The 25,011-nt window shown below is 67.2% G+C and carries 24 protein-coding genes and 1 other annotated feature; of the genes, 7 read left to right on the forward strand and 17 right to left on the reverse strand.

Translation table 11 applies throughout. From position 1 onward, the window contains the following. The first annotated feature begins 112 nt into the window (after window positions 1-112). A complete protein-coding gene (gene uvrC / locus ACM608_RS05295; protein ID WP_419682214.1) occupies window positions 113-2,047 on the forward strand; it encodes an excinuclease ABC subunit UvrC in 1,935 nt (644 codons plus the stop codon). 37 nt (window positions 2,048-2,084) lie between these two features. On the opposite strand, the gene ACM608_RS05300 is transcribed toward uvrC, so the two are convergent. Beyond that, window positions 2,085-2,663, reverse strand: coding sequence for a YqaA family protein (locus ACM608_RS05300; protein WP_419682215.1), 579 nt, complete (start codon window positions 2,661-2,663; stop codon window positions 2,085-2,087). Window positions 2,664-2,780: 117 nt separating this feature from the next. On the opposite strand from ACM608_RS05300, the gene recO reads away from it, so the two are divergent. Next, a complete protein-coding gene (recO, locus tag ACM608_RS05305) occupies window positions 2,781-3,509 on the forward strand; it encodes a DNA repair protein RecO (protein ID WP_419682216.1) in 729 nt (242 codons plus the stop codon). An 81-nt stretch (window positions 3,510-3,590) separates the two neighbouring features. Here the strand turns inward: recO and ACM608_RS05310 are convergent, their stop codons facing one another. The 5 genes from ACM608_RS05310 to ACM608_RS05330 form a co-directional block, all read right to left on the reverse strand. Next, a complete protein-coding gene (locus ACM608_RS05310; RefSeq protein WP_419682217.1) occupies window positions 3,591-4,964 on the reverse strand; it encodes an L-serine ammonia-lyase in 1,374 nt (457 codons plus the stop codon). 148 nt (window positions 4,965-5,112) lie between these two features. After that, complete coding sequence (locus ACM608_RS05315) at window positions 5,113-5,322, reverse strand: DUF2842 domain-containing protein (protein WP_419682218.1); 210 nt, start codon at window positions 5,320-5,322, stop codon at window positions 5,113-5,115. Next, on the reverse strand, window positions 5,319-5,879 hold the full coding sequence (locus tag ACM608_RS05320; protein WP_419682219.1) for a 5-formyltetrahydrofolate cyclo-ligase: 561 nt from the start codon (window positions 5,877-5,879) through the stop codon (window positions 5,319-5,321). Before ACM608_RS05320 ends, ACM608_RS05315 begins: the two co-directional genes overlap by 4 nt. Before the next feature lie 177 nt (window positions 5,880-6,056). Further along, window positions 6,057-6,368, reverse strand: a complete 312-nt coding sequence (locus ACM608_RS05325) for a cell division protein ZapA (RefSeq protein WP_419682220.1) — start codon at window positions 6,366-6,368, stop codon at window positions 6,057-6,059. After that, window positions 6,368-6,583 (reverse strand): hypothetical protein, encoded by a 216-nt coding sequence (locus ACM608_RS05330; protein WP_419682221.1) that lies wholly within the window; start codon window positions 6,581-6,583, stop codon window positions 6,368-6,370. The genes ACM608_RS05325 and ACM608_RS05330 overlap by 1 nt, the downstream gene beginning before the upstream one ends. Window positions 6,584-6,733: 150 nt before the next feature. Between ACM608_RS05330 and tkt the strand changes: the two genes are divergently transcribed. The 3 genes from tkt (at window position 6,734) to ACM608_RS05345 (ending at window position 10,302) form a co-directional block, all read left to right on the forward strand. After that, a complete protein-coding gene (tkt, locus tag ACM608_RS05335; protein ID WP_419682222.1) occupies window positions 6,734-8,710 on the forward strand; it encodes a transketolase in 1,977 nt (658 codons plus the stop codon). Between the two features lie 36 nt (window positions 8,711-8,746). Further along, window positions 8,747-9,757, forward strand: a complete 1,011-nt coding sequence (gene gap / locus ACM608_RS05340) for a type I glyceraldehyde-3-phosphate dehydrogenase (protein WP_419682223.1) — start codon at window positions 8,747-8,749, stop codon at window positions 9,755-9,757. Window positions 9,758-9,840: 83 nt separating this feature from the next. Beyond that, window positions 9,841-10,302 carry an MOSC domain-containing protein gene (locus ACM608_RS05345; RefSeq protein ID WP_419682224.1) on the forward strand — a complete coding sequence of 154 codons (462 nt, stop codon included), beginning with the start codon at window positions 9,841-9,843 and terminating at the stop codon, window positions 10,300-10,302. A gap of 12 nt (window positions 10,303-10,314) precedes the next feature. Here ACM608_RS05345 and rnhA read toward each other — a convergent pair whose 3' ends face one another. From rnhA to ispH, 3 genes are read right to left on the reverse strand one after another with little or no spacing between them, the layout of a single operon-like run. Beyond that, window positions 10,315-10,749, reverse strand: a complete 435-nt coding sequence (gene rnhA / locus ACM608_RS05350; RefSeq protein ID WP_419682225.1) for a ribonuclease HI — start codon at window positions 10,747-10,749, stop codon at window positions 10,315-10,317. Continuing rightward, window positions 10,746-11,705 carry a homoserine kinase gene (gene thrB, locus ACM608_RS05355; RefSeq protein WP_419682226.1) on the reverse strand — a complete coding sequence of 320 codons (960 nt, stop codon included), beginning with the start codon at window positions 11,703-11,705 and terminating at the stop codon, window positions 10,746-10,748. Before thrB ends, rnhA begins: the two co-directional genes overlap by 4 nt. A 3-nt stretch (window positions 11,706-11,708) precedes the next feature. Beyond that, on the reverse strand, window positions 11,709-12,677 hold the full coding sequence (gene ispH, locus ACM608_RS05360) for a 4-hydroxy-3-methylbut-2-enyl diphosphate reductase (RefSeq protein WP_419682227.1): 969 nt from the start codon (window positions 12,675-12,677) through the stop codon (window positions 11,709-11,711). Between the two features lie 104 nt (window positions 12,678-12,781). Here ispH and ACM608_RS05365 point away from each other — a divergent pair, with 104 nt between their 5' ends. After that, a complete protein-coding gene (locus ACM608_RS05365) occupies window positions 12,782-13,423 on the forward strand; it encodes a hypothetical protein (protein WP_419685106.1) in 642 nt (213 codons plus the stop codon). A gap of 192 nt (window positions 13,424-13,615) precedes the next feature. Here ACM608_RS05365 and bla read toward each other — a convergent pair whose 3' ends face one another. From bla to ACM608_RS05405, 8 genes are all read right to left on the reverse strand, one after another. Continuing rightward, the gene (gene bla / locus ACM608_RS05370; RefSeq protein ID WP_419682228.1) at window positions 13,616-14,464 is read right to left on the reverse strand and encodes a subclass B3 metallo-beta-lactamase; all 849 of its coding nucleotides are present in this window, start codon (window positions 14,462-14,464) and stop codon (window positions 13,616-13,618) included. Between the two features lie 60 nt (window positions 14,465-14,524). After that, entirely contained in the window at window positions 14,525-16,021 is a 1,497-nt protein-coding gene (locus ACM608_RS05375; RefSeq protein WP_419682229.1) for a SulP family inorganic anion transporter, read from the reverse strand. A gap of 62 nt (window positions 16,022-16,083) precedes the next feature. Next, window positions 16,084-16,139: a sequence feature (sul1 is cis-regulatory element that is thought to sense ions involved in sulfur or methionine metabolism; They are found in Alphaproteobacteria), on the reverse strand. Between the two features lie 46 nt (window positions 16,140-16,185). Then, window positions 16,186-17,517, reverse strand: a complete 1,332-nt coding sequence (locus ACM608_RS05380) for a dihydrolipoamide acetyltransferase family protein (protein ID WP_419682230.1) — start codon at window positions 17,515-17,517, stop codon at window positions 16,186-16,188. Between the two features lie 4 nt (window positions 17,518-17,521). Next, window positions 17,522-18,526: an alpha-ketoacid dehydrogenase subunit beta gene (locus ACM608_RS05385; protein ID WP_419685108.1), complete on the reverse strand. Its 1,005-nt coding sequence runs from the start codon at window positions 18,524-18,526 to the stop codon at window positions 17,522-17,524. A 187-nt stretch (window positions 18,527-18,713) separates the two neighbouring features. Further along, on the reverse strand, window positions 18,714-19,985 hold the full coding sequence (locus ACM608_RS05390) for a 3-methyl-2-oxobutanoate dehydrogenase (2-methylpropanoyl-transferring) subunit alpha (RefSeq protein ID WP_419682231.1): 1,272 nt from the start codon (window positions 19,983-19,985) through the stop codon (window positions 18,714-18,716). A gap of 110 nt (window positions 19,986-20,095) precedes the next feature. Beyond that, a complete protein-coding gene (locus ACM608_RS05395) occupies window positions 20,096-21,841 on the reverse strand; it encodes a diguanylate cyclase (RefSeq protein ID WP_419682232.1) in 1,746 nt (581 codons plus the stop codon). A gap of 113 nt (window positions 21,842-21,954) precedes the next feature. Beyond that, on the reverse strand, window positions 21,955-23,631 hold the full coding sequence (locus tag ACM608_RS05400; protein ID WP_419682233.1) for a formate--tetrahydrofolate ligase: 1,677 nt from the start codon (window positions 23,629-23,631) through the stop codon (window positions 21,955-21,957). Between the two features lie 16 nt (window positions 23,632-23,647). Next, window positions 23,648-24,166 (reverse strand): hypothetical protein, encoded by a 519-nt coding sequence (locus ACM608_RS05405; RefSeq protein WP_419682234.1) that lies wholly within the window; start codon window positions 24,164-24,166, stop codon window positions 23,648-23,650. Between the two features lie 37 nt (window positions 24,167-24,203). Here ACM608_RS05405 and ACM608_RS05410 point away from each other — a divergent pair, with 37 nt between their 5' ends. Beyond that, window positions 24,204-24,761 carry an ADP-ribose pyrophosphatase gene (locus tag ACM608_RS05410; RefSeq protein ID WP_419682235.1) on the forward strand — a complete coding sequence of 186 codons (558 nt, stop codon included), beginning with the start codon at window positions 24,204-24,206 and terminating at the stop codon, window positions 24,759-24,761. The last annotated feature ends 250 nt before the right edge of the window (window positions 24,762-25,011 follow it).

Raw genomic sequence — 25,011 nt, forward strand, 5'->3', positions numbered from 1 at the left:
AAGCCGAGGAGATCGCTGTCCGCCCCGTCCGTCGCCTTGCGGCGCCACCTGCCCCTGGCGGGGCAGGATCAGGGGAGTGACGGGCGCTGACATCTGCAATCGCCCATCCTAAATGACCCTCGTGTCCCAGCCACCCGCAACGCCCGACCGTTTCGCCGAGGAAGCCGCCGCCTATACCGTGCGCGGATCGGATGCGCCGGATCTTGAAACCGGCATCGCCGCGATCCGCAACGTACTGAAAACCCTGCCCGTTCGCCCGGGTGTCTACCGGATGCAGGATGCGCGCGGCGACGTGCTCTATGTCGGCAAGGCGCGCGCGCTGAAGAACCGGGTGACGAACTACACACAGGTCGCGCGCCTTTCGAAGCGGCTGCAGCGGATGGTCGCGCAGACCCGGTCGATGACGATCGTGACGACCAATACGGAGGCCGAGGCGCTGCTGCTGGAGGCGCAGCTGATCAAGCGGTTTCGACCGCCCTACAACGTCCTCCTTCGCGACGACAAAAGCTTTCCCTTCATTCACTTGCGCGAGGATCATGCCTTTCCCCGGGTGATGAAGCATCGCGGCGCAAGGCGCAGCAAGGGCCCGTATTACGGCCCGTTCGCCAGCGCCGGATCGGTCACCCGCACGCTCAACGCCCTGCAGAAGCTGTTCCTGCTCCGCTCCTGTTCGGACAGCTACTTCGCCAACCGATCGCGCCCCTGCCTGCTGCACCAGATCAAGCGCTGCTCGGCCCCCTGCGTCGGCAAGATCAGCGAGGCCGATTACGCCGAGCTGGTCGCGGACTCGAAGGCGTTCCTGTCCGGCAAGTCGACGCAGGTCCAGAAGAAGCTGGGCGACCTGATGACCGCCGCCGCCGAGAACATGGATTTCGAACTCGCCGCTGTGTTCCGCGACCGCCTTCGCGCGCTGACCTTCATCCAGGGCGCGCAGGCGATCAATGCGGAGGGAGTGGCGGACGCCGACATCTTCGCGCTCGCCTGCAAGTCCGGGTCGATGTGCATCGAAGGGTTTTTCATCCGGGGTGGCCAGAACTGGGGCCACCGCAACTTCTTCCCCGCGCACACGGCTGAGGTGCCGGAGGACGAGGTGCTGACCAGCTTCCTCGCGCAATTCTACGAGGAGGTGCCGCCGCCCCGCCTGATCCTGCTCGACCGCGTGCTGGAGGAGGAGGCGCTACTGTCCGACGCGCTGGCCGAGAAGGCGGGGCGCAAGGTCCAACTGAAGCAGCCCCAGCGCGGCGAGCAGCGCCGCTTGCTGGAACAGGCGCAACGCAACGCGGTCGAGGCGCTCGACCGCCGTCTCGCGGAGGGAACCACGCAGGGCAGGCTGCTGCAGGAGGTTGCCGACCTGTTCGATCTGGACGGCGCGCCGAACCGGATCGAGGTCTACGACAACAGCCACATCATGGGCACCGACATGGTCGGCGCCATGATCGTCGCGGGGCCGGAGGGGTTCCGCAAATCGGCCTATCGCAAGTTCAACATCCGCAATCCGGACATCAGCCCCGGCGACGACTTCGCGATGATGCGCGAGGTGCTGGAACGCCGCTTCGCCCGGCTGGAGAAGGAGGATCCGGAGCGCAAGGGCGGGGAATGGCCGGACCTGCTGCTGATCGACGGCGGCAAGGGCCAGGTCTCGGCCGTGGCGCAGGTGCTGGACGAGCTGGGCGTGGCGGACGTGCCGCTGGTCGGCATCTCGAAGGGGCCAGACCGAAACGCTGGGCGCGAGCATTTCCACATGCCCGACGGCCGCGAATCGATGCTGCCGCTCAACTCGCCGATCCTCTTCTTCCTGCAGCGGCTGCGCGACGAGGCGCACCGCTTTGCGATCGGCGCGCACCGGACCAAGCGGGCGAAGACCTTCACCGCCAATCCGCTGGACGACGTGCCCGGGATCGGCCCGGCGCGAAAGAAGGCGCTGCTGATGCACTTCGGCACGGCGAAGGCGGTGCGCGGGGCGGCTCTGGCCGATCTGGAACGCGCGCCGGGCGTGTCGAAAACGATGGCGCGGACGATCTACGACTACTTCCACCCGAGTGGGTGAGCTTTTGATAGATAACGGGTCGCTCGTTCCGTCGAGATCAGAGCAGCGCCACCGCGACGAAGCCGCCCACGATCAGCGCCAGCACGCCGAGCGACACCAAGGTCAGCCGCTTCTCGATGAACGCCTGAATTGGCGTGCCATAGCGCTTCAGCAGCGCCGCCACGATAAAGTAGCGCGCACCACGCGTGATCGCGGAGGTCAGCAGGAAGATGCCGAAGTTGAACTTCGCGACGCCACTGGCGATCGTCACCAGCTTGTAGGGGATCGGCGTCAGCCCCTTAACCAGGATGATCGTCGCACCCCATTTGGCGTAGAAATCATGATACTGGCTGAACGCGTGGCCGAGGCCGTAAAGATCGATCACCCATTTGCCGACGGTCGCGAAAAGGAAGTAGCCGACCATATAGCCGAGCACGCCGCCGAGCACCGATGCGATGGTGCAGATCGTCGCGATGCGCCAGGCGCGGTCCGGCCGGGCGATGACCATCGGTACCAGCATGACGTCGGCCGGAACCGGGAAGAACACGCTTTCGGAAAAGGAGATCAGCGCCAGGCTGCTTTCGGCATGGCGATGCCCCGCCAGGCGCAAGGTCCAGTCATAAATCCGCTGAAACATAGCCCGATCCCGCCGCTCGGCGCCCCTCTACGGTCTTGCATGAGGGGCGTCGAGAGGAGAATGCTGCCCTGCGGCATGAGGGGTATCAAGACCTAAAGACTCGGCTAAACCCGCGCGATGCACGTCACTGCCGATGCCGTTGTCTGCGCCGTTCTCGCCCATGGCGAGCATGGTGCCGTGGTGCGCGCGATGACGCCGATGGACGGGCTTTTGGCCGGCTATGTCCCGGGTGGCAGATCGCGACGAATGCGTCCGGTGCTGCAGCCGGGAAACCTCGTCCGTGCCGAATTTCGCGCCCGGACGGAGGCGCAACTCGCCGTCCTTTCGGTCGAGCTGATCCACAGCCGCGCGCCGCTGCTCGGCGAGCCGCTTGCCGCCGCCGCGATCGACTGGGTGACGGCGCTGACAGCCGCGGCCTTGCCCGAGGGACAGCCCTATCCGGAGGTTCACTCCGGGCTCGACGGCATGCTGGCCGCCATTGAGGCCGCGCCGAGCGCGCGCGCCTGGGCGGCGGCACTGGTGCGGTACGAACTGCTGCTGCTGTCCGCGCTCGGCTTCGGCCTGGACCTGTCTGGCTGTGCGGCCGGCGGGGCGGGGGAACTAGCCTATGTCAGCCCGAAAAGCGCGGCGGCGGTCAGCCGGGAGATGGGCCAGGCCTATGCCGCCCGGTTGTTGCCTCTGCCGGCGTTCCTGCTCGACGGATCGCAGGCCGACTGGACCGGTATCGAGGCGGGCTTGCGGCTGGCCGGCCATTTCCTCGGCCGCGACATCCTCACCGATCGCCGCGCCGATGTGCTCGCGGCACGGGAGCGGCTGGTCGAGCGGTTGCGGCGGATTACCGGTTGAGCCGTGCTCCTGCGAAAGCAGGAGCCGCTTTCCAGTGACGCGCCTAGGCTCCTGCGTTCGCAGGAGCACGGTTGAGGCCACTCAACACTCCACCACGTTCACGGCGAGACCTCCGCGAGACGTCTCCTTGTACTTGGTCTGCATGTCGAGGCCGGTCTGGCGCATCGTCTCGATCACCTGGTCGAGGCTGACGAGGTGGCTGCCGTCGCCCATCATGGCGAGCCGCGAGGCGTTCACCGCCTTAGCCGCGCCGATCGCGTTGCGCTCGATGCAGGGCACCTGCACGAGCCCCGCCACCGGATCGCAGGTGAGGCCGAGATTGTGCTCCATGCCGATCTCCGCCGCGTTCTCGACTTGACCGTTCGATCCGCCGAGTGCCGCCGTCAGCCCTGCCGCCGCCATAGAACAGGCGACGCCGACCTCGCCCTGGCACCCGACCTCCGCGCCGGAGATCGAGGCATTGCGGCGGTAGAGCGCGCCGATCGCGGCGGCGGCAAGGAGGAAGCGGCGCACGCCCGCGCGATCCCCGCCGCACATCCGCTCGTAATAGCGGACGACCGAGGGAATGATCCCGGCGGCACCATTGGTCGGCGCGGTGACGACCCGGCCGCCGGCCGCATTCTCCTCGTTCACCGCCATCGCCCAGAGGTTGAGCGCGTCCATCGCCGCCAGCGGATCGCCATCGCCTTTGCCGGCGATCTCTGCGGCAAGCTTCGGCGCGCGGCGCTTCACGCGCAGTTCGCCGGGAAGCACGGGTGCGGTCGCGGTGATGCCGGCCTCGATGCAGGCGCTCATCGCATCGGCGATACGGTCGAGGCGGGCCTCGACCTCGGCAAGCGGTCGCCGCGCCACTTCGTTGGCGAGCACCAGGTCGGCGATGGAGAGGCGGGCTTGGTCGCACAGGTCGAGCAGCTCCGCACCCGACGCGAAGGCGTAGGGAATCTTCGCCTCGTCTCCCGGGTCGGGGCTGTTCCGACCCGCTTCGTCCTCATCCAGCACGAAGCCGCCGCCCACCGAATAGTAGATGCGTCGGACCAGCACCGCGCCATGCTCGTCCAGAGCTTCGAACGCCATCGCGTTGGAGTGGAAGGGCAGGCGCTCGCGCTGGTGAAAGGCGATGTCCGCAGCCGGATCGAACGCGACAGGCCAGCGGCCGAGCATGGAGATGCGGTGATCGGTCGTCGCATGATCGACGATGCGGGCGATGGCGTCGGCGCTGGTCCCGTCCGGCCGCTCCCCCGCGAGGCCTGCGATGAGCGCCACGTCGGAGGCATGGCCCTTGCCGGTCAGGGCCAGAGACCCGTACAAGTCGCAGCGCAGCCGCGCCGTCCGCTCGGACAGCCCGGCCGCCTCAACATGCAAGCCGAACCGCCGCGCGGCGACCATCGGGCCGACGGTATGTGAACTCGACGGCCCGACGCCGATCTTAAACAGGTCGAAGACGCTGACGGTCATGAATATCCTCCCCCGCCAGGGGGAGGTGTCAGGCATAGCCTGACGGAGGGGGAGGGCGGCGATACATTCGTCATCGGAAGGCGCTCGCTGCCCGCCCCCTCCGTCGCCTTAGGCGCCACCTCCCCCTTGCGGGGGAGGATGTTGTCCTTCAAGGCCGCCAGCGCGCTGTCTCCATCCATTGCAGCAGCGGCCGAAGCGGCAGGATCCACACGATCCCGGCCACCAGATAGATCACCGTCTGGATCAGGATCGGCAGGCGACCGATCCAGTCGCTCGCCCACAGGATCAGCGCGGACCAGACCGCGATGATGGCGAGGATCAGGAGGGCGCCTGCGGGTTTGCGCCAGCTGGGGTTCATGGGGCCTCGATCCATTCGCTTTCGGTGACGACGGCATGGAGCGGAACGTCCCAGGGGTCCAGCGGCAAGGCGTCCACCTCCTGCACGCTCCACGCAACGCCGATGCGCCGGGCAGCGGGGTGGGCTGCGAAGGCGCGGTCGTAATGGCCCGCGCCCTGGCCGATGCGGTTGAGCGCGCGGTCGAAACCAAGGAGGGGGGTCAGGATCACGGCAGGAGAGACCTCGCGCGCGTTCGGGTTCGGCTGGATCAGCCCCATCGTGCCCTCGAACAGCGGCTCGCCCGGACGCCAAAGGAGGAAGCGCATCAGATCGTCGCGGCCGATCACATGCGGCAGCGCGACGTCGATCCCGCGTTCGAGAAGCGGTTCGACTGCGCCACCGACGTCCACCTCTGCACCGCCGGCCAGGTACAGGGCGACCGGTCCCGCCGTGATGTCGGTCATTACACGATCGCACAGCGCCGCCTGCGCGGCATCTCGTTCCTGCGCGGACATCGCATCCACGAAGTCGCGGCGCTTGGCCCTCAGGGCGCGACGAAGGGCTGGCTTGTCGATCATATGAAAGCGGTGGCGGGACCGCCGTGGCCGTTTGCCGTGAGATCCTCTGACGCCCAAAACGTCAGGTGGGGACCATGTAGTTCGGGCCAGGGCCCTACCAGGGACAGCCCCCTAGGATGATGAATAGCCTCAGGGATTTCTAAAGCTCGCACCGGGCAGTACCCGCCGCCTCACTATCTAGGGCTTCGCCGCCCGCGCCTCAAGGGCTGCGGCGACGGCTTCGATGCGTTCGGCCATGCGCTCGATGTTGCTGGCAAGTTCAGGGTCGCCCGCCGGCGTCTTGCCGTCGCGATGATCAAGCAGTTCGTCGCCGAGCAGGATCGCGGCGAACAGGATCGCGCGCGCCTCGCCCATCTCGCCCAGCGCACGCGTGGCGTCACGGACCTTGTCGTCCAGGATGGCACCCACCCGCTCCAACCGGCTCTCCCCGCCAGGCGCGCAAGCAACGCGGTATTCGCGTCCGCCGATCGACAGTGTCACGTCCGCCATCAGTCCTCGCCTTCTGCCAGCAGGGCATCGATGCGCCCGATCGCCTTGCCGACCGTCGCCCGCAGCGTCTCGTGCCGCGCGGCAAGCGCGTCGTACTCGGCCTTGGCGACCATCGGGGTTGAGGAGGGGACGGGCAGTTTGGCGAGACCGGCCTCGACGCGTCCGAGCGCCTGGCCCAGCCGGTCGATCGCGGCCGCGAGGCGGGGATCGTTCATGCGCCAAGACATAGCACGTCGCGGCCCCGGAACAACGCCGTGGCGGGCCGCTGTGGTTGACCTCTTGACCTCCCCGCGACAAATGGACCCGCGTGCGCGGCATACCGCCCGAATCGTCTTCTAAATCACAGCCAAAGGCTCGACGTTACAATGACCACCGTACCCTTCAAGACGCTCGCCAATGCCGTGCGGGCGCTGTCGATGGACGCGGTTCAGGCGGCGAATTCGGGTCATCCCGGCATGCCGATGGGCATGGCCGACGTGGCGACCGCGCTCTTCACACGCCATCTGAAGTTCGATCCGAAAGCGCCGAAATGGGCGGACCGCGACCGCTTCGTGCTGTCGGCCGGTCATGGCTCGATGCTGATCTACAGCCTGCTGCACCTCACCGGCTACGACCGGCCGACCATGGATGACCTCCGTAATTTCCGTCAGCTCGGCTCCCCCTGCGCCGGCCATCCGGAGAATTTCGAACTGGCAGGGGTCGAGGCGACCACCGGTCCGCTCGGCTCCGGCTTTGCGACCGCCGTCGGCATGGCGATCGCGGAACGGCATCTGAACGCGATCTACGGCGACGATCTGGTCGATCACCGTACCTGGGTGATCGCAGGCGACGGCTGCCTGATGGAGGGCATCAACCATGAGGCGGTGGGCCTCGCCGGTCACCTGAAGCTCGGCCGCCTGATCGTGCTGTGGGACGACAACCGCATCACCATCGACGGCGCGGTGTCGATGTCCTCCAGCGAGGACGTGAAGGCGCGCTATCTGGCGTCCGGCTGGCACGTCGTCTCCTGCGACGGCCATGACGAGGCGTCGATCGAGGAGGCGTTGGAAGTCGCCAAGGCCGATCCGCGCCCCTCGCTCGTCGCCTGCCGCACGATCATCGGCTATGGTGCCCCCAACAAGCAGGGCACCTCCGCCACGCATGGGTCCCCGCTCGGGGCGGACGAGATCGCCGCCACCCGACAGGTCCTCGAATGGACGCACCACCCCTTCGAGCTTCCCGACGATGTCACCGACGCCTGGGTGCGCTTCGGCGCGCGCGGCGGCGACGCGCACAAGGCGTGGACGGATCGCCTCGCAAGCAGCGGGAAGCAGGACAAATTCTCCCGCCGCATGGCCGGCGAGATCGATGCCACCGGCTGGCTGAAGGGCCATGTCGACGGACTCCTCGCCAACCCGCAGAAGGTCGCGACGCGCAAGGCGTCCGAACTCGCGCTGGAATCGATCAACGCCGCGATCCCGGACACTGTCGGCGGATCGGCCGACCTCACCGGATCGAACAACACCAAGACCAAATCGACCGGGCCGCTGACGGCAGACGATTACGCCGGCCGCTACATCTACTACGGCATTCGCGAGTTCGGCATGTCCTGCGCGATGAACGGCATGGCGCTGCACGGCGGCGTGGTGCCCTATGGCGGCACCTTCCTGGTCTTCTCCGACTATTGCCGCGCCGCGATCCGCCTTTCGGCCCTGCAGCAGACCCGCGTCGTCTATGTGATGACACACGACTCCATCGGCCTTGGCGAGGATGGCCCGACCCACCAGCCGGTCGAACATGTCATGTCGCTGCGCCTGATGCCGAACCTTGACGTGTTCCGCCCGGCGGACACGATCGAGACGGCTGAGGCCTGGGCGCTGTCGCTCGCCGACACTGACGGCCCCTCGCTTCTCGCACTCAGCCGTCAGAACCTGCCGCAACTGCGGGACAAGGCTGACGAAAACCTGACTGCCAAGGGCGCCTATACGCTCCGCGCCGCCAAGGCAGAGCGCAAGGTCGTCCTCATCGCCACCGGGTCGGAAGTCCACATCGCGGTCGAGCTCGCCGACAAGCTCGAGGCGGTCGGGGTCGGCGCGGACGTGGTTTCGATGCCCTGCTGGTCGCGCTTCGATGCGCAGCCGGAGAGCTATCGCGACACCGTCCTGCCACCCGACACCGGCATCCTGCGCGTCTCGATCGAGGCGGGGACGACGATGGGTTGGGAACGCTATACGATGGTCAAGGGCCTGCGCTTCGGCATCGACGGCTTCGGCGCGTCGGCTCCGGCCGAGGCGCTCTACGACCATTTCGGCCTGACGGCTGAGAAGATCGCGCCGCAAATCCTTGCGGCATTGGGGAAGTAAGGACCGCGGGGGTCCTGTTTGAGGGAGATTACGGACATGGCAGTCAAGGTTGCGATCAACGGCTTCGGCCGCATCGGGCGTCTCGTCGCCCGCGCCATTCTGGCACGGCCGGAGGCGGGGCTGGAACTGGTCGCGATCAACGACCTGGGCGATGCCAAGTCGAACGCGCTCCTCTTCAAGCGCGACTCCGTCCACGGGGCGTACAAGGGTTCGGTCGAGGTCGACGGCAACGACCTGATCATCGACGGCAAGCGTATCAAGGTCTCGGCGGAGCGTGATCCCGCCAACCTGCCGCACAGCGCCAACGGCGTGGACATCGCGCTGGAGTGCACCGGCTTCTTCACCGACCGCGCGTCGGCCGAAAAGCACATTTCGGCGGGTGCCAAGAAGGTCCTGATCTCCGCGCCGGCCAAGGGCCCGGACCTGACCGTCGTGTTCGGCGTCAACCACGACAAGCTGACCGCCGAGCATAACATCGTGTCGAACGCGTCCTGCACCACCAACTGCCTGGCCCCGATCGCCAAGGTGCTGAATGACACCGTCGGCATCGAGCGTGGCCTGATGACCACGATCCACAGCTACACCAACGATCAGAAGATCCTCGATCAGATCCACTCCGACATGCGCCGCGCCCGCGCGGCCGCCATGTCGATGATCCCGACCACCACCGGCGCCGCGCGTGCGGTGGGCGAGGTGCTGCCGGAACTGAAGGGCAAGCTGGACGGCTCCTCGATCCGCGTGCCGACCCCGGACGTCTCGGTCGTCGACCTGACCTTCACGCCGAAGCGCGACACCACCAAGGAGGAGGTCAACGAGCTTCTCAAGGCGGCGGCGGAGAGCGGCCCGCTCAAGGGCATCCTCGAATACGTCACCGATCCGCTCGTCTCGATCGACTTCATGGGCAACCCGCATTCGTCGTCGGTGGACAGCCTGGAGACCGCGGTGATCGAGGGCAAGCTGGTCCGCGTGCTCAGCTGGTACGACAACGAATGGGGCTTCTCGAACCGCATGGTCGACACCGCCGGTGCGATGGCGAAGTTCCTCTGAGACTTTGCCGTCGTGCCAGCGAAGGCTGGCATCACTCCGATCCTGAGCGACCCCAGCCCTCGTTGGGGTGACGGCAAAGTACAGTGACGAAGACCGGCATCCTCCTCGGCATCGCCCGCCATGCGCGGCCGAAAGGGCCGATGGAGGTGCTCGACCGCGCCTTCGTCGGTCTTGACACCGGCGTCGAGGGCGACTTCCGCGGCGCGATCAAGCCAGGCGGGCGCGGGCGGCGTCAGGTGACGCTGATGACGCTCGCCGACTGGCAGATCGCGACCCGGCTGGTCGGCGCGGCCCTCGAATGGCAGCACCGCCGCGTCAACCTGCTGGTAGACGGCCTGGTTTTGCCGAGAGAAGAGGGCGGGCTGATCCGCATCGGCGCGCGCTGCACCCTTCGCATCACCGGCGAATGCGATCCCTGCCGTCGCATGAACGCTCTGGTCGACGGGCTGGAGCTGGCGCTCAGGCCGGACTGGCGCGGCGGGCGCACGTCGAAGGTAATCGCAGCCGACGAGATCGTCGTCGGGGATGCGGTAGTGGCCCTTTAGCGAAAGGGGATCTTACCGGAACCGCTCCGCCTCGGCGCAGGCCAGCGCGTCCACGCGGTCGTTCTCCGGGTGGCCGGAATGGCCCTTCACCCATTGCCAGTTCACCTGATGCGGCCTCACCGCCGCCACCAACTCCTGCCAGAGATCGGCGTTCTTCACCGGCTGCTTGGATGCCGTCTTCCAGCCGTTCTTCTGCCAGCCGAAGATCCACTTGGTGATGCCGTCCATCACATATTTGCTGTCGGTATAGAGCGTCACCGCACAGGGTCGCTTCAGCGCGTTCAGGGCCGCGATCGGCGCCATCAGCTCCATCCGGTTGTTGGTGGTCAACTTCTCGCCGCCCGACAGCTCCTTTTCGCTGTCGCCGAAGCGGAGGAGGGCGCCCCAACCGCCGGGGCCGGGATTCCCCTTGCAGGCCCCGTCGGTGAAGATCACGACATCGCTCATCCGAGCAGCAGGTCCGGCTCGGCGCTGGCGTAGAAGTCGAGGCGGCGGAGATAGGCGAGGGGGTCCTTGCGCGTGACCATCGCGTCGGCCGGCGTGTTCAGCCAGTCCCAGGCGCGGGTCAGCAGGAAACGGAGGCACGACGCGCGGGCCAGCGCCCGGAACGCCGCGCGCTCCGCCCCGCTCAGCCCGAAGCTCTGGTCGTAGCCCGCCACGAGCGCATGGGCGCGGTCGACCGAGTAGTTGCTGCCGTCCGCGTCAAAGCACCAGGCGCTGTGCGTCACCGCCAGATCCCAGGCGCGGATGTCGCGGCAGGCGAAGTAGAAGTCGATCAGCCCGGTGACATCGCTGCCCAGCATCAGCACATTGTCGGGGAAGAGATCGGCGTGGATCACCGCCTGCGGCAGGTCGGCCGGCAGGTTCGCGTCCTGCCAGGCGATCTCCGCCGCCACCCGCGCGCCGAGACCCGGCGCAATCGTATCGAGCGCGTCCCCGCAGCGTCCCGCCAGTTCGCGCCGACCCTCCGCGCCCAGTGTGTTCGGCCGTTCGCCCGCAAAGTCCGCCAGCGCCTCGTGCAGCCGCCCCAGCGCCGCGCCGGTCGCATAGGCCTGCTCATGCGTCGGATGGCTGACCGACACGCCGGGCAGGAACTCGATCAGGCATGCGGACCGCCCGGCTACGGTCTGCAACTGCACGCCGTCCCGGTCGCGGATCGCGCGCGGCACCGGCAGGCCCTTGTCGGCGACATGGTCCAGCAGCGCCATGAAGAACGGCAGGTCGCCGGCATCCACCCGCTTCTCGTACAGCGTCAGGATGAAGCGGCTACGGGTGGTCTCGACCAGGTAGTTCGAATTCTCCACCCCCTCCGCGATGCCCTTGGCGGAGACGAGCGTACCCGCGTCGTAGCGCGACAGAAGCGCCGCCATGTCCTCGGCGGAAACCTGCGTGTAGACGGCCATGGTTCAGGCGGTCGCGAGGCCGCGGGGCAGCTTGAACGTCAGCGTCTCCACCGCCGTGGTGACCTCCTCGCCTTCGATGCGGAAGCGGGCGCGCAGCCAGTCGAGGACCTCGGTTACCAGCACTTCCGGCGCGGAGGCACCCGCGGTGATGCCGAGCGTGGCGACACCGTCCAGCCAGCGTGCGTCGATGTCCTCGGCCCGCTCGATCAGGATCGCCCGCGCGCCGCCGCGCTTGGCGACCTCAACCAGCCGCAACGAGTTGGAGGAATTGGGCGCGCCGATCACCAGCACCGCGTCGCAATCCCCCGCGATCTTCTGCACCGCCGCCTGCCGGTTTGAGGTGGCGTAACAGATGTCCTCGCTGCGCGGCGCCTGGGCGTTGGGGAAGCGGGCGGTGAGCGCGGCGATGATCTCCGCGGTGTCGTCCACCGACAGGGTGGTCTGGGTGAGATAGGCGAGGTTGTCGGGATCGGCCGGGGCGAGCGCGGCGACATCCTCCACCGTCTCGACCAGCGTCATCGCGCCCTCATCGACTTGCCCGAAGGTGCCGACCACTTCCGGATGGCCGCGATGGCCGATGAACAGGATGTGTCGCCCGTCCTTCACCAGCCGCTCGGCCTGGCGATGCACCTTGGAGACGAGCGGGCAGGTCGCGTCGAAGAACTCCAGACCGCGCTCCGCCGCCTTCTGCGGTACAACCTTCGGCACGCCATGGGCGGAAAAGATCACCGGCACGCCGTCCGGCACCTGATCCAGCTCCTCGACGAACACCGCGCCCTTGGCCTTCAGCGCATCGACCACGAACTTGTTGTGAACGATCTCGTGCCGGACATAGACCGGCGCGCCCAGCTTCTCGATCGCGCGCTCGACGATCTGGATCGCGCGGTCCACCCCCGCGCAGAAGCCGCGCGGCGCGGCGATCAGCAGGCGGAGAGAAGGGCGGGCATCCAGCGGGGAGGCGGCATCGGGCATGGCGGCGGGCTTACGCGATTGCTTGCCGAGGCGGAAGGCGGTTCCTATGAAGGCCGCTCGCCGCCGGTGGTCCCGTGCGGCCAGCCGAGGTGGTGACGAGGATCATGGTGCCGACACGCAAGCTTTCCGTCGCGGGCGTGGCCCTGCTCACCCTCGCGCTTGCCGGCTGCAAGAACGGCGACATCGCCAGCGAGCTGAAGATCACGCGATCGGCCTGTCCGGCCGTCGCGGTGCCGGCCTATACCGGCGATGTCACCCTGTTCGATCCGCCGGCCAGCCGGGAGGCGCGGGCGATCGACGTGGTCGCGAACATCTCCAACCTGACCAGCTCGTGCAACTCCGGCACGGATCCGATCACGGCGGAGGCGAACTTCGAGGTTTCGGCGCGCCGCACCAACACGGCGGGCGCGCGCGACGTCACCCTGCCTTACTTCGCGACCGTCGTCCGCGCCGGCACGCGGGTGACCGCCAAGAGCCTGTCGCGCGTCACGCTGCATTTCGACGATGGCGCGGCGGTCGCACGCAGCACCGGCACGGCGCGGATCGACGTCAGCGCATCCGCCGCCAAGCTGCCCGCCGACATCGAGGCCAAGATCAACCGCAAGCGCAAGGCGGGCGACGAGGACGCGGCAATCGATCCTATGAGCGACCCCACGGTCCGCGCGGCCGTCCAGAACGCCAGCTTCGAGTTGCTGGTGGGATTTCAGCTGACCGAGGACCAGCTGAAGTACAACGCGACCCGCTAAGCCGCGTCGGAACGAAAAGCGCGCTAAATCATTAATTATGGCGACACCATAATCGCCGTGATGGTGGGATCGCGGCCTTCACGAGAGGTTGCGCCATGAACAAGCCTGAGGGCTATCCCATTGCTACGTCCGACATCGTTCTGGTCTACGGTGTCGCCGCCGCTTTCGTCAGCCTGCTTGGCTGGGGCGTCGTCACTCTGGTCTGACTGCCGCCTCCTGCCGCGCGAGTTCGGCGTCGAAGGCTGCTTCGGCGCGATCGACCTGACGACGGAGTTCGTATGGATCGATGAAGGCGTCGCGATCACCGGCCATCTGGCGGCGTCGCTTGCCCGCCATGTCGAAGAACTCGGAGTGGAACGTCAGGAACACATCCGCGCGCATCCGCTTCAACGTCGCCAAGCTCTGGCGGAAATCCCCCGCCGCTTGGCGATATGCACGATCGTTGATCAGGTTCTGCCCGGCGACGGTCAGGCTGCACGCGAAGAGTATCTCGACCTTGCGAATGCCTTCGGTCGTCGTCATCGACCAGCTGGTGCACCCCTTGGTGTGGCCGGGCGTCAGATGCGCGGTGAGGCGGGTGCCGCCGAGGCGCACCTTATCGCCGTCACCGATCGAACGATCGACCCCGACCGGCGGAAAGTTGCCGACATCCGGCCGGGCGAGATCGGACCCGCGCTTCAGCACCTCCCGATCGCGTGAGCTGGCGACAAGCTTCGCTCGCGTAACGCCACGGATCGCCGCCAGCCCGCCGGCATGGTCCCAATGCGCATGGTTGTTGAGCAAGTAGCGCAGGTTCTTCGGATCGAATCCCAAAGTGCGGATATTATCCAGCACGACGCCCGCGCTCTCCGCCGGTGTGCCGTCGATCAGGATCATCCGCTTGCGATCGACGATCAGATAAGCGGCAATGCCCTCGGTTCCGACATAGTAGACGTTGCCGACGATCCGGAATGGCGCTTGCGGGGCCGTCCACGATGCGGGTGCGGCGTGGGCCGTGGAGGCCACGAGGCTCAGGAGCGAAGCAGGGATCGTCAGGCGCATCGCCGCAGCTTGCGCCCCATGACCGGTTTGGCAAGCGGTTTGCTGCCTTACCCTTCGCCTTCAATGCGGCACAGCACCCGTCTCGACGCCGGTCTTGTCGTGGAGGGCGAAGCGATCGATGATATCCGCGCTCGCCCGGTTGTAACCGCTTACCTCCACGATCCGCCCCTGAGATCGCAGCCGCGCGACGATCTTGTCGAGCGCACCGACGGCGGAGATATCCCAGAAATGCGCCGCGGTGACGTCGATCAGGACGCGCGGCGCGGTCTCGTCGGCCTGGAAGGCGCGGGTGAAGCGATCGACTGAGGCGAAGAAGATCTGCCCCGCCACGCGGTACGTAGCCGTCGCTCCATCCTCGGACAGGCGGCGCTCGACCGCGAACATCCGCTGCACCTTGCCTGCGAAGAAGATGCCGGACAGCAAGACGCCCGCCAGAACCCCCAGCGACAGGTCCTGCGTCGCGACCACCACGGCCACCGTCACAAGCATCACCACAGAGGATGTCGGCGGATGGCGGCGGAGATTGGCGATCGACGCCCAGCTGAACGTTCCGATCGACACCATGATCATCACCGCGACCAGCGCCGGCATCGGGATGCGGCCGACCCACGGTCCGAGCACCGCCAGCAGGAACAGCAGGAACGCGCCGCCGGTGAAGGTCGACAGGCGCGTTCGCCCACCCGAGCTGACGTTGATCACCGACTGCCCGATCATCGCGCACCCGCCCATGCCGCCGAACACGCCGGCGACGATATTCGCGCCGCCCTGACCCGCGCATTCGCGGCGCTTGTCGCTGTCCGTGTCCGTCATGTCGTCGACGATCTGCGCAGTCAGCAGCGACTCCAGCAGACCCACCGCCGCCATCGTCAGCGAATAGGGCAGGATGATGCGGAGCGTCTCCAGCGTCAGTGGCACCTGCGGCAAGGCGAAGCTCGGCAATCCCTCCGGCAGGAGGCCCATGTCGCCGACCGTGTTCACCGCCACGCCGCCGCCGATGCTGACCGCCGAGAGGATCAGGATCGCAACGAGGGGCGAGGGGATGGCCTTGGTGACACGCGGGAACAGGTAGATGACGGCGAGCCCGCCCGCGATCATCGCATAAGTCTGCCACCCGACATTCGTCAGCTGCGGCAGTTGCGCCATGAAGATCAGGATGGCGAGCGCATTGACGAAGCCGGTGATGACCGATCGCGAAACGAACTGCATCACCAAGTGGAGCCGCAGAAGCCCCGCCGCGATCTGAAAGAGGCCCATCAGGACCGTCGCCGCGAAGAGATATTCGACGCCATGATCGCGCACCAGCGGCCCGACCAGCACGGCCACGGAGGCGGTCGCGGCCGAGATCATCGCCGGCCGCCCGCCCGTGAACGCAATGATCACCGCAATCGCGACCGAGGCGTAGAGGCCGACACGCGGATCAACGCCCGCGATGATCGAAAAGCCGATCGCCTCGGGGATGAGGGCGAGGGCGACGACGATGCCGGCCAGCACGTCGCGGCGTGCGGTGGCGGCATCGGTGAACCATTCCCGCCGATAACGGGTGAGAGCTTTCTGCATGCGACGTTCCGCAGCAAGGCACATCGCGCGGACGATCCCCGCGCATGATCGACGATGTGTGATGTTGTCCGGCGGATCGGCGGCCGGAATAGCCATCCGGAATTGCACCGGATCCTTGCGAATGCGGAGCCCTTAGCGGTGGCGAAGCCGGGAACGCAAGTCCGCTATTCGGGGGCGAACAGCAGCGCCGGCGTCTCAACCAGTCGCCTGACCGCCTGGACGAAGCTCGCGGCGTCCCAGCCGTCCACGACCCGATGGTCGCAGCTGATCGAGAGGTTCATCAGCTTGGCGGCGACCACCTGTCCATCGCGGAAGACGGGACGCTCGACGATCCGGTTCGGGCCGATGATCGCGACCTCGGGCCGATTGATCACCGGCGTGGTGGCGATCCCGCCGAGCGGCCCGAGTGAGGTGATGGTGATGGTAGAGCCGGACAGCTCCTCCGACTTCGCCTTTCCGGTCCGTGCGGCGTCCGCGAGGCGGGTGATCTCGGTCGCGAGCTGCCAGATGTTCCGTGCCTGCGCGTCGCGGATGACGGGGACCATCAGTCCGCCGTCGGTCTGCGTCGCCATGCCGAGATGGACAGCGCCCGATCGCGTCACCACACCGGCCTCATCATCATAGCGTGCGTTGATCATCGGGAAGGCGGGCAGCGCCTTGCAGATCGCGGTGATGAGGAGGGGGAGCATGGTGAGCTTCGGTTTGGCCCCGCGTGTGGCGTTCAGGTCTGCGCGAAGCTCCTCCAGCTTGGTGACGTCGATCTCCTCGACATAGGTGAAGTGCGGAATCGCGCGCTTCGACGCGGCCATATTCTCGGCGATGCGGCGGCGCAGGCCGATGACGCGCACCTGCTCGTCGGCGCGGGCGGGTGCGGCGGGGGCATAGCCCGCATTGTAGGAGATGAATGCGTCGAGATCCGCGTGGCGGACCCGGTCGCCTTCGACGCGGATGTCGGCGAGGTCGATGCTGAGCGCCTTGGCACGCGCGCGGACGGCGGGAGAAGCGAGGACCTTCCTCCCATCCTCCCTTCCCGAAGGGGGGGGAGGGGGATCGTCAGCCGCAGGCTGATGGTGGATAGGTGGCACTTCAGCGCCATCTGCGACGTCGCCCCCTCCACCACTCGCTTCGCGAGCGGTCCCCCTCCCCGAGCTTTGCTCAGGGAGGATTTCGGTCTCCTCCGCCCTTTTGGGTGCGGCCACCGCCGCCGCCTCGTTCGGCGCGACCTGCACCTCCGGCTCCACGGCTTCCGCATCGCCTTCGGTTTCGAACACCACCAGCATCGATCCGATCGCGATCTGGTCGCCGACCTCGCCGGCCGTCTCGACCACTTTGCCCGCAACCGGCGCCGTCATCTCCACCGTCGCCTTGTCGGTCATCATGTCGGCGAGCGGCGCGTCCTCCTCGACGATATCGCCCGGCTTCACATGCCAGGCGACGATCTCGGCCTCGGCAATGCCTTCGCCAATGTCGGGGAGCTTGAAGGTGTAGCGGGGCATCTCGTCAGTCCTTCATCACGCGCTTCAGCGCTTCGCCGATGCGGACGGGGCCGGGGAAATAGGCCCATTCCAGGCTGTGGGGGTAGGGCGTGTCCCATCCGGTCACGCGCTCGATCGGCGCTTCGAGGTGGTGGAAGCAGCGTTCCTGCACCAGAGCCGACAGCTCCGCGCCGAAGCCGCCGGTGCGCGTTGCCTCGTGCACGATCACACAGCGACCGGTCTTGCGCACCGACTCTTCGATCGCTTGGATGTCGAGGGGAACGAGTGTGCGCAGGTCGATCAGCTCGGCGTCCACGCCGGTGTCCTCAATCACAGCGGCGGCGACATGGACCATCGTGCCATAGGCGAGGATCGTCACGTCCTCACCCGCTCGCACGACATTTGCCTTGCCGAGCGGGATCCGGTAGATCTCCTCGGGCACCTCGCTCGCCGGGTGCTTGGACCAGGGCGTGACGGGCCGTCCGTAATGCCCGTCGAAGGGGCCGTTGTAGATCCGCTTCGGCTCGAAGAAGATCACCGGATCATTGTCCTCGATCGCGGAGACGAGCAGGCCTTTGGCGTCATAGGGCGTAGATGGAACCACCGTCGTCAGCCCCGCGACATGGGTGAAGATCCCCTCAGGCGACTGGCTGTGCGTCTGCCCGCCGAAGATGCCGCCGCCAAAGGGCGACCGCACCGTCATTGGCGCGATATACTCGCCCGCCGAACGGTAGCGGAGCCGCGCCGCCTCCGACACCAGCTGGTCGAGCGCGGGGTAGATATAGTCGGCGAACTGGATCTCCGGCACCGGCCGCAACCCGTAGGCGCCCATGCCGACCGCGACGCCGATGATGCCGAGTTCGGAGATCGGTGTATCGAACACCCGCTCCTTGCCGTACTTCTTCTGCAAACCTTCTGTCGCCTTGAACACGCCGCCGAAGAAGCCGACGTCCTCGCCCATCACCACGATCTTGTCGTCCGCCGCCATGCAGCAGTCGAGCGCAGAGTTGATCGCCTGGATCATGTTCATGGTGGTCATGCGCGGGCACCTCCGACGAAGTCCTCTCCCCTTGCGGGAGAGGGTTGGGAGAGGGGTTCGCGCGCGCCGGCTCGATGCCGGCGCGGGCGATCGCCGGTCGCGCAACGCTCGCCTTCGGCTCGCACCCCTCTCCCCGGCCCTCTCCCGCAAGGGGAGAGGGAGCTCGTCCCGATGAGCCTCATATCCCCGCCGCCTCGCGCTCGGCCTTCATCTGGGCCATCTGTTCGCGGAGGTGCCAGGGCATGTCCTCGAACACCTCCTCGAACATCGTGTCGAAGGGCTGGTGGAGGCCGTCGCCGAGGATGCCCAGCTTCTCCGCCTCCTTGCCCGCCGCGCGGACCTCTTCGGCCAACTCCTTGTCCATCGCCGACTGCCGCTCCTCATCCCACGCGCCGAGCGCGATGAGGTGATCCTTCAGCCGCACGATCGGATCACCCAGCGGCCAGGCCGAACGCTCCTCTGCCGAACGGTACTTCGACGGGTCGTCCGAGGTGGAGTGCCCCTCGGCGCGATAGGAATAATGCTCGATCAGCGTCGGCCCATTGTTCGTGCGCGCCCGTTCCGCCGCCCAACGGGTGGCCGCATACACCGCCAGCGCATCATTCCCGTCCACCCGCAGCCCGGCGATTCCGTAGCCGATCGCGCGCGCGGCGAAGGTCGTCGCCTCCTCCCCCGCAAAGCCGGAGAAGCTGCTGATCGCCCATTGGTTGTTGACGACGTTCAGGACCACCGGCGCGCGATAGACGCTGGCGAAGGTCATCGCCGAGTGGAAGTCCCCTTCCGACGTCGACCCCTCGCCGCACCAGGCGGTCGCGATCCGCGTGTCCCCGCGCGAGGCGGAGGCCATCGCCCAGCCCACCGCCTGCGGCATCTGCGTAGCGAGATTGCCGGAGATCGAGAAGAAGTTCTTGTCGCGCGCCGAATACATGATCGGCATCTGCCGGCCCTTCAGCCGGTCGCCTCGGTTCGAGTAGATCTGGCACATCATGTCGACCAGGCTCTGCCCGCGTGAGATCAGGATGCCCTGCTGCCGGTAGGAGGGGAAGACCATGTCCTCGGCATCCAGCGCGGCGGTGGACGCGATCGAGATCGCCTCTTCCCCCGTGCACTTCATGTAGAAGCTGGTCTTGCCCTGCCGCTGCGCACGATACATCCGCTCGTCGAAGGCGCGGGTCAGCGCCATCTGTCGCAGCATGCGGATCAGCGTGTCGGGATCAAGCTTCGGGTCCCAGGGGCCTAGCGCCTTGCCCTCGCTGTCCAGGACACGGACGAGGCCATAGGCCTGCGCACGGATCGCGCTCGCCTCCGCCGCCGTGTCGGGGCGCGGCGTCTCGCCGGCCGCCGGAATGATCAGGTGGCTGAACTCGGCAGGGTCGCCGGGGCGGAACTTCGGTTCCGGAACGTGCAGCTTCAGCGCGGGCTGATTCCGCCGCGCCGCCGGGCTGTCCATGCTACTCTCCGTACTAAGCCGTCCTTATGGACGATCGATGGCGCGGAAAGCTCCCGCGCCGTGCGGCGGCGCTGTTAGCGGAGAACGGGCGCGGGACCAAATCGCCGGTTCTATACCTCTGTCTCAGGCACGGGACGTGCCTGATCCCAGCTGTTCCATCGTAGATCGAGGCTGTCGATGCCAGGGCCAGCATCGGTGAAGACGACGCGGTTGCGACCCGCCTGCTTGGCTTCGTAAAGCGCGCCGTCGGCGGCGCGAAACAGTGCGCCGAACGATGTTCCGGCGGTGCCGAATGCGCCACCGACGCTGACCGTGACAGGCCGGCTGTCCGACACGACACCATGGCGGCAGGCGGCCAGATCTGCCCGAAGCTTTTCAGCGAGGGAGAGGATATCCTCACGCGATGCCGCGCCGATGCCGATCATGAACTCCTCGCCGCCCCAGCGACCGGCGATCCGCAGGTTGTTCTCGTACACCTTCAGCATCCGCGCAATGCGCGAAAGGACATCGTCGCCGACCTCGTGGCCGAACAGATCGTTCACCGACTTGAAGTGATCGACGTCGATCAGCAGCAAGCCCAGACCGAAATCGGGCCGAAAGGGCTGGAGGTAGAATCGCTGCCAGCACTCGAGGATACCGCGCCGGTTGAGCAATCCGGTCAGCGTGTCGCGACGGGCAAGCTCGCCCATCTCGTTCTCGGAGGCGCGCGCCTCGTCGCGCTCGATCCTCAGGCGGGACAGGCGGATGGTGGTGGCGACCGACAACCACAGCGTCTGCAGCGCGCTGGCGAACAGGACCAGAAGCTGCGGCCCGCCGCCGAACATCCGGTCTTCCAGGTTGAAGACCGTGGTGGAGGCAAGGGCCAGCATCGGCACCGACCAGGCGCTCGCCAGATCGCGCGCCTCCCGACTGCCGCGTCCCCACGCGATCGCGAGTGCGACGGCGACGAGGCCGAGAATGGAGAGGGTCAGCACCTCCAGCATCGGGCCGTAGACATCGACGTTGCCGCCGAACTCGGTCGCCGCCAAGATGCAGCAGGCGAAGATCGCGACCCCGAGTACGATCAGCGTGCTGCGCAACCAGCGCGGCAGATAGGCGGGCGCGAAGGCTGTTGCGGCGCTGAACGTCGCCATGGCGATGGCGATGCCCGATAACGCCGTGCTCGTTCGCGCTGCGATCGTGCCGGCCATGCCCGGAAAGGCGATCAGCGCCAATTGCGACCAGACGAGGCCCCAGACCAGAACCGAACAGGCCCATGCGCCGTGCCACGCCAGGAACTGCCGCCTGATCGCCACTGCAAGGCACAGATTGTAGATCGTGCCGAGGAACAGCAGCACCAGCCCCGCACCCACCAGCATCGCCGCGAGCGACAGGTCCGACCCGGCTTCGTCGGCGGGCTTGAGGCGGAGGCGCAGCAGCCGTTCGGAAGAGAGCCTGTCCACGCGCAGATAGATCGCCTGCAACGCCGCGTCGCGCAGGGGCGGGCTGAAGAGGATCTGGCCGCCGATGCGCCAGCGCTGCCCGAAGTCGCCGCGGCGGATGGTCTCGCGGTCGATCACGCCATCCGTATAGCGGTAATAAGCCACCGCCCGATCGAAGCGCGTCTGGTGCATCATCAGGGCCCATTCGCGGGCATTCTGCGGAATGGGGGTCCGTAACCAGAGCGAGGCTTGGCGGTAGTCCCGTGGGTGCCCGCTACAACGGTACGTCAGACGATCGACCGCCGCATCCGGAACCTGCTGCGGCGTGACGGCGAAGCAGAGCGCCTCGCCAGTGCGCAATAGTTTCGCTCCGGCGGGCGAAGCGGCCGCGAAAAACGCGAGCAGGATCATCAGGAGCGAGCGGATACGGAACATTGCAGCGTTGCCCCCCCGGCGAACTGCTATCGAACAGTTCCCAGCCCCATATCGAAGCCCCCTAAGTCTTTGAACCGAAAACTGCACCACCTTGCTGGAGATCGAACGCGCCCTCAGAACAGCCCGTCGATTCTGCTTTCCGCGTCGATGCGGATCGCCTCGGCCGCCGGAACGCGCGGCAGGCCCGGCATGGTCATGATCTCTCCGCAGATCGCGACTACGAAGCCCGCTCCGGCGGCAAGGCGCACCTGACGCACGGCAAAGGCATGGCCCTCCGGCGCGCCGCGCAGGTCCGGGTCGGTGGAGAAGCTGTACTGCGTTTTCGCGATGCACACCGGCAGCCGGCCGTGCCCCGCCGCCTCCCAGCGCGCGAGTTGTGCCAGCACGCTCGGCTCCGCGGTCACCTCGCCTGCCCGGTAGATGCGCGTGGCGATCGTCCGAATCTTGTCGAACAGCGGCAGGTCGAGGTCGTAGAGCGGGGCGAAGTTGCCACCACCTCCGTCCGCCAGAGCAACGATCGCCTCAGCGAGCTCAGTGGCACCCGCGCCGCCTTCGGCCCAGTGGCGGCAGACATAGGCGGCGGAGCCATGCGCCGCGGCGATGGCCCAAACAGCGGCGGTTTCCGCTTCGCTGTCGGTATGAAAGTGGTTGATAGCAACGACCGCAGGCACGCCGAACTGGCGCAGGTTTTCGAGATGACGGATCAGGTTCAAGCCGCCCGCCTCCACCGCACCCACGTCCTCCCGATCAAGGTCCTTGCGCGCTACCCCGCCGTTCATCTTCAAGGCGCGAACGGTGGCGACCAGCACCACGGCAGCGGGCTTCAACCCGGCCTGACGGCACTTGATGTCGAAGAACTTCTCTGCGCCAAGGTCAGCGCCGAACCCCGCCTCCGTCACCACATAGTCGCCCAGCGCCAGCCCGGCTCGCGTGGCGATCACCGAATTGCAGCCATGGGCGATGTTGGCGAACGGTCCGCCATGGATGAAGGCGGGTGTTCCCTCCAGCGTCTGGACGAGGTTCGGCTTGATCGCGTCGGCCAGCAGCACCGCCATCGCGCCGTCCGCCTTCAGGTCACGCGCGGTCACCGGTCGCCGGTCGCGGGTATAGGCGACGACGATGTCGCCCAGCCGCCGCTCCATGTCCTCGAGGCTTTCCGCGAGGCAGAGGATGGCCATCACCTCCGACGCGACCGTGATGTCGAAACCGCTTTCGCGCGGGTAGCCGTTGGCCGGTCCGCCGAGCGACTGCGCGATGTCGCGCAGCGCCCGGTCGTTCATGTCCATCACCCGCCGCCAGACCACCCGACGCACGTCGATGTCGAGCGCGTTGCCCCAGTGGATGTGGTTGTCGATCATCGCCGCCAGCAGATTGTGCGCGGCGGTGATCGCGTGGAAGTCGCCCGTGAAGTGGAGGTTGATGTCCTCCATCGGCGCGACCTGCGCCCGCCCGCCGCCTGTCGCGCCGCCCTTCTGGCCGAAACACGGGCCGAGCGACGGCTCGCGCAGGCAGAGCACGGTCTTGCGCCCGCTCCGTGTCAGGGCATCGGCAAGGCCGACCGAGGTCGTCGTCTTGCCTTCGCCTGCCGGGGTCGGGTTGATTGCGGTGACGAGGATCAACCGACCGTCGCCTTCGCCTTTACGTTGACGGCCCAGAAGCCAGTTCAGATCGATCTTAGCCTTGTGGCGGCCATAGGGTTCCAGCGCCTCGTCGGGCACGCCGATCTTCGCCGCGATCTCCGCGATCGGCTTCAGCGGGGCGGCGCGGGCGATCTCGATATCGGTCAGCATGGACCGGTTGGTAGCGTCACATCTGCCGGCTGTCATAGGCCCATTGCAGCAGGGCCTGACGCTGGACGGGGCGGCAGCTCGGGTCGCCCGGCTCGCAATGCTTGCGGATCTGTCCCGCATGGCGGGCGAAGGCGCGCCAGCGGCCGATCTGCCGCTTGTCCTCCGCGCCCAGCCGCCGGCCCATATAGTAGCGGCAGTACCACTGGAACCAGCCGCGCGGGTCTTCCTCCCGTATCCAGCCCTTCGCGCGCCAGACGGAGAGCGGCTGGCCGGACAGCACGCCGAAATAGTTGAGGTCCGGGTCTCGCTTGCCGCCGGCGAGCTTCGCTTTCGCAAACCAGCTCGCCGGAAACTCGGCGCGGCAGTCGGTCATGTACTTGCCCCCGAACACGCCGAGCGCGAGCATCTCCTTCGGCGTCAGTTCTGGCCCGAAGCCGGGGTCGAAGTTCCGGCCGGCCGGCGCCTCCAGCGCATAGGTATAACCCTGCTGCATCCTGTCGTTGACCGTCACTATCCGCTGTTTGCCGTCCGCCATGCTTCCCCTCGGCCGCTTTCCCGCGCACAACCGTGCCATGATCCTCGGCGAAACGCTCATCTACCAGAACTTCGTCTCGCTCCGGCTGGTAACGCTGGCGATGGCGGATGGACGCACGGCGGAGCGGCATGTCGAGGATCACGGTGACGCCTCCACCGTCCTGCCCTTCGATCCGGTGCGCCGCGTCGCCCTCTTCGTCAGCCAGCCGCGCGCGGCCGTGATGCGGGCAGGCGAGGGCGACATTCTCGAAGCGCCCGCCGGATCGCTCGAAGCGGATATGGCACCGGACGCCAATGCGGCGGAGGAGGCGCTGGAGGAGGCGGGCGTCCGCCTGACCGCGCTCGATCTCGTCGCCCGCAGCTGGTCGATGCCGGGCGTCTCGACCGAGCGGAACTGGCTGTACCATGCGGAATACGGCCTCGCCGATCGCGTCGGGGAGGGCGGGGGCGTCGCGGATGAGAACGAGCAGATCACCGTTCACGAGATCCCGCTCGATCGCGTCGCGTGCATGGCTGACGCCGGCGAAATCCCGGATATGAAGACGCTGCTGCTGATTCAGACACTTCGGCTGCGCCGGCCCGAACTCTTCGCCTGATCACATTGTAAACAACGGCTGCTTAGCGCTGTTGGACCTTGATCGCCGCGCGCGGGAGGTGTTGATTGGAGCGCGTGATGATGCTCCTGCCCCTTCTGATCGCCACGGCCGCGCCGTCGGAGGCCGTTCAGCCGGCCACTTCGCCGGCCTGCGGGCCAGAGCAGCCGGCGATGTGCGCGGGGCCAATCAAGATGCGCGTCCGCCAGCCACAGGCCGGACAGGAGCCGGTCAAGGCGCGCGCCGAAGCTCC

The sequence above is a fragment of the Sphingomonas sp. ID0503 genome (genome assembly GCF_048565625.1).
GTDB lineage: Bacteria > Pseudomonadota > Alphaproteobacteria > Sphingomonadales > Sphingomonadaceae > JBLZUR01.

Coding starts and splice junctions, on each gene's coding strand:
- ACM608_RS05375 (WP_419682229.1), bottom strand. CDS start 16,021: ATGCAGAAAGCTCTCACCCGTTATCGGCGGGAATGGTTCACCGATGCC.
- bla (WP_419682228.1), bottom strand. CDS start 14,464: ATGCGCCTGACGATCCCTGCTTCGCTCCTGAGCCTCGTGGCCTCCACG.
- ACM608_RS05310 (WP_419682217.1), bottom strand. CDS start 4,964: ATGACCGTCAGCGTCTTCGACCTGTTTAAGATCGGCGTCGGGCCGTCG.
- gap (WP_419682223.1), top strand. CDS start 8,747: ATGGCAGTCAAGGTTGCGATCAACGGCTTCGGCCGCATCGGGCGTCTC.
- ACM608_RS05330 (WP_419682221.1), bottom strand. CDS start 6,583: ATGAACGATCCCCGCCTCGCGGCCGCGATCGACCGGCTGGGCCAGGCG.
- ACM608_RS05395 (WP_419682232.1), bottom strand. CDS start 21,841: ATGTTCCGTATCCGCTCGCTCCTGATGATCCTGCTCGCGTTTTTCGCG.
- ACM608_RS05365 (WP_419685106.1), top strand. CDS start 12,782: ATGGTGCCGACACGCAAGCTTTCCGTCGCGGGCGTGGCCCTGCTCACC.
- ACM608_RS05380 (WP_419682230.1), bottom strand. CDS start 17,517: ATGCCCCGCTACACCTTCAAGCTCCCCGACATTGGCGAAGGCATTGCC.
- ACM608_RS05390 (WP_419682231.1), bottom strand. CDS start 19,985: ATGGACAGCCCGGCGGCGCGGCGGAATCAGCCCGCGCTGAAGCTGCAC.
- ACM608_RS05300 (WP_419682215.1), bottom strand. CDS start 2,663: ATGTTTCAGCGGATTTATGACTGGACCTTGCGCCTGGCGGGGCATCGC.
- ispH (WP_419682227.1), bottom strand. CDS start 12,677: ATGCCCGATGCCGCCTCCCCGCTGGATGCCCGCCCTTCTCTCCGCCTG.
- ACM608_RS05315 (WP_419682218.1), bottom strand. CDS start 5,322: ATGAACCCCAGCTGGCGCAAACCCGCAGGCGCCCTCCTGATCCTCGCC.
- ACM608_RS05385 (WP_419685108.1), bottom strand. CDS start 18,526: ATGAACATGATCCAGGCGATCAACTCTGCGCTCGACTGCTGCATGGCG.
- ACM608_RS05320 (WP_419682219.1), bottom strand. CDS start 5,879: ATGATCGACAAGCCAGCCCTTCGTCGCGCCCTGAGGGCCAAGCGCCGC.
- uvrC (WP_419682214.1), top strand. CDS start 113: ATGACCCTCGTGTCCCAGCCACCCGCAACGCCCGACCGTTTCGCCGAG.
- ACM608_RS05410 (WP_419682235.1), top strand. CDS start 24,204: ATGATCCTCGGCGAAACGCTCATCTACCAGAACTTCGTCTCGCTCCGG.
- ACM608_RS05325 (WP_419682220.1), bottom strand. CDS start 6,368: ATGGCGGACGTGACACTGTCGATCGGCGGACGCGAATACCGCGTTGCT.
- rnhA (WP_419682225.1), bottom strand. CDS start 10,749: ATGAGCGATGTCGTGATCTTCACCGACGGGGCCTGCAAGGGGAATCCC.
- ACM608_RS05405 (WP_419682234.1), bottom strand. CDS start 24,166: ATGGCGGACGGCAAACAGCGGATAGTGACGGTCAACGACAGGATGCAG.
- ACM608_RS05400 (WP_419682233.1), bottom strand. CDS start 23,631: ATGCTGACCGATATCGAGATCGCCCGCGCCGCCCCGCTGAAGCCGATC.
- tkt (WP_419682222.1), top strand. CDS start 6,734: ATGACCACCGTACCCTTCAAGACGCTCGCCAATGCCGTGCGGGCGCTG.
- recO (WP_419682216.1), top strand. CDS start 2,781: ATGCACGTCACTGCCGATGCCGTTGTCTGCGCCGTTCTCGCCCATGGC.
- thrB (WP_419682226.1), bottom strand. CDS start 11,705: ATGGCCGTCTACACGCAGGTTTCCGCCGAGGACATGGCGGCGCTTCTG.